The sequence below is a fragment of the Rheinheimera sp. KL1 genome, from assembly GCF_001275035.1.
In the GTDB taxonomy this organism is placed as follows: domain Bacteria; phylum Pseudomonadota; class Gammaproteobacteria; order Enterobacterales; family Alteromonadaceae; genus Pararheinheimera; species Pararheinheimera tangshanensis.
The window spans coordinates 1-4,702 of the sequence record NZ_LAMX01000037.1 but is presented as its reverse complement, the minus strand read 5'-3'; the positions used below and the strand labels follow the sequence as shown (position 1 = coordinate 4,702).

Genomic DNA, 4,702 nt, shown 5'->3' with positions numbered 1-4,702 from the left:
TCCAGCAAATATGCGTACAAAAATAATGCCAGTCAGCTTAACTGACTGGCATTAGGGATGAAGCCTGTGAAACATTTCACAGGCTTATCAACTAAGCGTATCTAGTGCATCCTGAACCACCAGAAAAGCCCGGCGCCAATCAACACCAGCAGCAGGATCAACAGACTGCCCCAGGGACGTTTTTTCTCCGCAAAAGGGTCGGTTAAACTTCGTTTCGCCCCAGCTGGTAAACGGGCTAAGCCAGTTAAAGCGGCGCCAAAAGGTACATTAATTTTTGCTCTGGTATTCACAGCCCAGCCATTGGCATCCAACAGCGGTCCCAAATTACGCCGGCGTAAGGTTAAAAACGCCATCAACATGGAAGGCCCTGAAATCAGTAACAAGACTCCCAGGATCACCAATGGAATTTGCCACCATAACAAGGAGAATAATCCGGACATGACCGCCGCAAGAGCTGTACCAATAGCACCGACGGCCAACCCCATAGCAGCAAAAATACCGGCAAATTTGGCAATATCAAAACCAGCTACAGCTGTTGGTGTTGCAGGTGCTGTTGGTGTGGGTGCGGCAGCAACAGTAGTCACTCCAGTGGTAGTTTTAGCTTCAATATCTTTATCACGCGACGCAGCGAACTTTTGCAGCTGAGCTTCAATAAAAGCCGCTACTCGTTTATAAGGTGACCAGAAGGCTTGACCAATACTGACAGGCTGAACCACCACTTTAGTAACCATAGCTCGCCAATCACGGCCTTGTCTGTCATAAAATACACCATTGCGACCGGGCACCATCAACTCATCAACATCCCCTCCAGTCAGTGCCGCTACTATGTGTAAAGGCGCTTCACCTTGTCTCTCACAGGTGCAATACACCAGATAACAACCACTAAAAGGCGCCATAGTCGCATGACGTGCCATATCTGAGACTTTGAGTACCAGCTCACAACTGCGTTGATCCAGATACAAAGTACCGATCTGAAAAATAGCTTTGTGTTTACTTTGATAAAAGTCGCTTAAAGAGACGAAATTACGCAGCAAAGTGACTAAATCACGTTGATACCGAACCAATAGTTCCACAGCATCTACATTGTCAGCGAAGGTTGAAGCGGCAAGATCCTGCGCAATCAAAGCCTCCAGTTTGGCCTTGCTATCACCTGCCACTATCGCCTGTAACCGCTCCAGCTCCAGTTGATGCAGCTTGGTATCAGGTTTTGTCGACTGCCACAGACGCCATGGCTGCAACTGCTGACAAATCGATTGCCACTGCTCCAAAGTCAAATGCCCGGCTTTATGTTTGCCTTTAGCCCCGAACAAAGGGTCAACCACTTTGTGTTTAAAATCATGGATAGCGCTGGTCCAGGCAGGGTTAATCCCCTCGCCCAGCGGCAAAGATAAACCCGCCGCAACCGCTGCTAATGGCAAAGCTGCAACGTCGACATCATTGCTGTGGATAGCTTTATTACTTAACACATCATACACAGCAACAGCAGGATTCAATGCATCCGTGGCTCTGTGGTCAAAAGCCGCCAGCTGGCAGCGAACAAAAAAATCATCTACTTTGGCTTTTATGGCTTCAAAAGCAGCCACTGCCTCTGCCATGTCGGGCCCTAAAGGACAAAACTCCGGGTCCTCACAACCGCCTGCGGCATGCCACTCAACAACTGCTGTGGCTTGCTGATAAAAGGCTTCAAGGCTTTCGCTATGAATACCTTCACCGCCACTGCGATCCGGCTGTCCGCCCTGAGTCTGAATAATTTCCGTAATAAGTTGCGCTAATTCAGCATCGGCAGTCAATTCAGCCATGACTACGCCATCACCGTTAAAATGATGGGGAGAAAACAGCAGCGTCATATCGGCCAAATCCGAAACCTGCAAAGCATCAGCATCCGTTTTACCAACAATTTCCAGTACCCGAAGTGCAGCGGCTTTGAGATGAACACCTTCCGCATCCTGCTCAGCAATAGCGTTCAGAGGTAAACCCGGAGCTTTAAACAAAATATCGGCATCCTGCAAGCGTTCACAGCACCAGCGCACCGCAGCTAGAATTTCAGGTACACGGATTTGACCGTCACCATCGGTATCCAACAAAGCTGCAGTGCGGCTATCAAATTCAAGACCTGTGGTAGGGCAATTCAGGACTGTCCAGAGCTTTGGATCCAGCTCATGCAGGTGCTGTAAGTCTGCTGCAGAATCCAAAGCCACCTGGTCAAAACCACCGGAACGAAAAAAACGCCATTTATGTTGAGACTGAGTTGTTGCCAAAGTTTGCTCTCCCTGAGGCATAAGTTTCACCTAGCATAATTCACAGACGAAGCAGATACCAAACTCTAAGTAGAGAAAGTCTTTAAATAACAATAGAAAAGTGAATAAAAAAAAGGCCACCTGATTGAAGTGGCCAAAGCTTGCGGGAACGAAAACGGCTTGATGGGTTAACTATGCAACTATCAGGCTGCTACAGCTGGCGCTAATTCAGCAATACGAGCCTTTGCTGCAGTCAACGCTTTTTCAGCACTCTCAGGTCCCATGTTTAAGCCTTCAGCATAAATAAAGTTTAAATCTTTTAAACCGATGAAATTCAGGAAAGCGCTGACAAAAGGCGTTTGTGAATCCATCGCTGTCCCTTGATAAAAACCACCCCGAGTTGCGAAAATAAACACTGGCTTGTCTTGCAACAGGCCGACAGGGCCTGCTTCTGTGTATTTAAAGGTGATCCCAGCACGAGCCAGTCTGTCAAAGTATGCTTTTAACTGGCTAGGCACACCAAAGTTGTACATAGGTACGCCGATCACAATAGCGTCAGCCTTTTGAATTTGAGCAATGGCGTTATCTGATAAAGCTGCCAGAGCTTTTTGCTCATCAGAACGGTCAGACTCAGGTGTCATCCAAGCCCCCATTTCTGCCATAGTTAAGTGAGGATAGCTGTCTTGTACCAAATCCAGTGTTTCTGTGCTGAAACCTGAAGGTAAAGAAGCTAAGAACTGTTGGCTTAACTGAGTTGATTGGCCTTTGTCGCCGCTGATAGAACTATTAATTACTAATACATGTGCCATGGTAATTTCTCCTGTCTGGTGAATAACAGCAGAGTAACTTTTATTTTTTAGATAAAAAATCAGAATAAATCACAGAAACCTTTCTATTTTTTGAATAAAACTAAAATAAATACTGCAGCGTAAAAGCTTACATCTAAAAAACGATACAGACAGGATTGGAATAATGTTGGATCCAACATCAGTTCAAAGGCATGATGGTAGTACTTATCAGAGGCCCAGTATTCAAGGATCTATGTCAGTTCAACCACAAGACAATGCGCAGTGGGAACAAGCTTTAACTTTTATTGCAGTAGACCGCGATAAACAAGCCTACTCGCAATTATTCAGCTACTTTGCACCACGCTAAAAGCCTTTGGTTTGAAAATGTTCGGCAACGAACAACAAGCGATGGAGATGGTGCAGGATACCATGCTGAACGTATGGCAAAAAGCCCGATTATTTGACGCAAGTCGCGGCTGTGCCTCAACCTGGATTTTTACTATAGCCCGTAATGTACGTTTTGATATGTTACGCAAAAAACAAAGCCGCAAAGACGAATTGAGCGCGGATGATTTGTTTTTTGACGGTGACTACCCAGAACAGGAAGGCACAGATAGCAACGAATGGGATTTATGGTTGCTGGCTGAAAAAGTAGCTCCCCACTTTGCAAAGCTGCCTCCGGCACAACGTGACGTGATGGAAAAAGTGTATTTAGAAGAGAAATCGCACCAGGAAGTATCGGAAGAGCTGGCTATACCTTTGGGAACAGTCAAGTCACGTATTCGCCTTGCGTTAGACAGATTAAGAGAGGCTATTGATGATCCACGCAGTTAAACATCACCCGGCTCTGGAATTGCTGGAACAATACATCGAAGCCAGTCTGGCTCCGGAATTGAGCCTTGCGATAGCTGCGCACCTGGATTTATGTCCGCATTGCCAGCGCATAAAAATGGATTTGGAAGCTGAGGCTGGAACCGCACTTGCCAGCTTACCTGAAGAACAAGCTGCAGAAACAGAGTGGCAGCAGATGCTGGACTTTATCACAGCCCAACCAGAAGTTGTGGCACAGATGCAACAACGGCAGCCCTTTGCACTGCAAATTCAAAACAGTGAAATATTAGTACCGGCGTCGCTAAAACCTTTGTTGCACAATAAGTTAAAGTGGCTTAATTTGGGTGGGATCAGTACAGCAAAACTCGCAGGCGAAGACCAGCACAATGTGTCCTTGTTGTATATTCGCAAAGACAGCGAAGTACCACAGCATACACACCTTGGTTTGGAAATTACCTTAGTACTGAAAGGTAAAATCTATGACGAGTCGGGTTGTTATGGCGAAGGTGACTTATTGATAAATACACCGGACCATACACATACTCCACGTACCATGAGCGAAGATTGTTTGTGTTTGTCAGTGTTAACTGCGCCACTGAAGTTTAAAAAAGGCTTAACCCGCTTATTAAACCCATTGCAGCATCTGTTTTATTAAATAAATTGCGACCTCCAACGAAAATGGGTCTTGCCCAAAGTAGTTGGAGTTGCAGCGAGGCGACGAGGGATTAAGACCCCAAGATTACAATTTAACTATTTGATTGGGGCGAAAGCCCGAAGTCAACAAAGCTGCGGCTTCAAATACGAAGAGTCTTACCCAAAGTAGTTGGAGTTGCAGCGAGGCGACGA

4 protein-coding genes are annotated in these 4,702 nt (G+C 46.2%); 2 read left to right on the top strand and 2 right to left on the bottom strand.

The window, feature by feature from the left end; genetic code table 11:
* Window positions 1-101: 101 nt before the first annotated feature.
* Window positions 102-2,279: a hypothetical protein gene (locus WH43_RS18785; protein WP_053426085.1), complete on the bottom strand. Its 2,178-nt coding sequence runs from the start codon at window positions 2,277-2,279 to the stop codon at window positions 102-104.
* 161 nt (window positions 2,280-2,440) lie between these two features.
* Window positions 2,441-3,046, bottom strand: a complete 606-nt coding sequence (locus WH43_RS18780) for an FMN-dependent NADH-azoreductase (protein ID WP_053426084.1) — start codon at window positions 3,044-3,046, stop codon at window positions 2,441-2,443.
* Between the two features lie 363 nt (window positions 3,047-3,409).
* Between WH43_RS18780 and WH43_RS18775 the strand changes: the two genes are divergently transcribed.
* Together WH43_RS18775 and WH43_RS18770 are read left to right on the top strand one after the other, a co-directional pair.
* Entirely contained in the window at window positions 3,410-3,859 is a 450-nt protein-coding gene (locus WH43_RS18775) for a sigma-70 family RNA polymerase sigma factor (protein WP_286050018.1), read from the top strand.
* Entirely contained in the window at window positions 3,843-4,511 is a 669-nt protein-coding gene (locus tag WH43_RS18770; protein ID WP_053426083.1) for a ChrR family anti-sigma-E factor, read from the top strand. Before WH43_RS18775 ends, WH43_RS18770 begins: the two co-directional genes overlap by 17 nt.
* The last annotated feature ends 191 nt before the right edge of the window (window positions 4,512-4,702 follow it).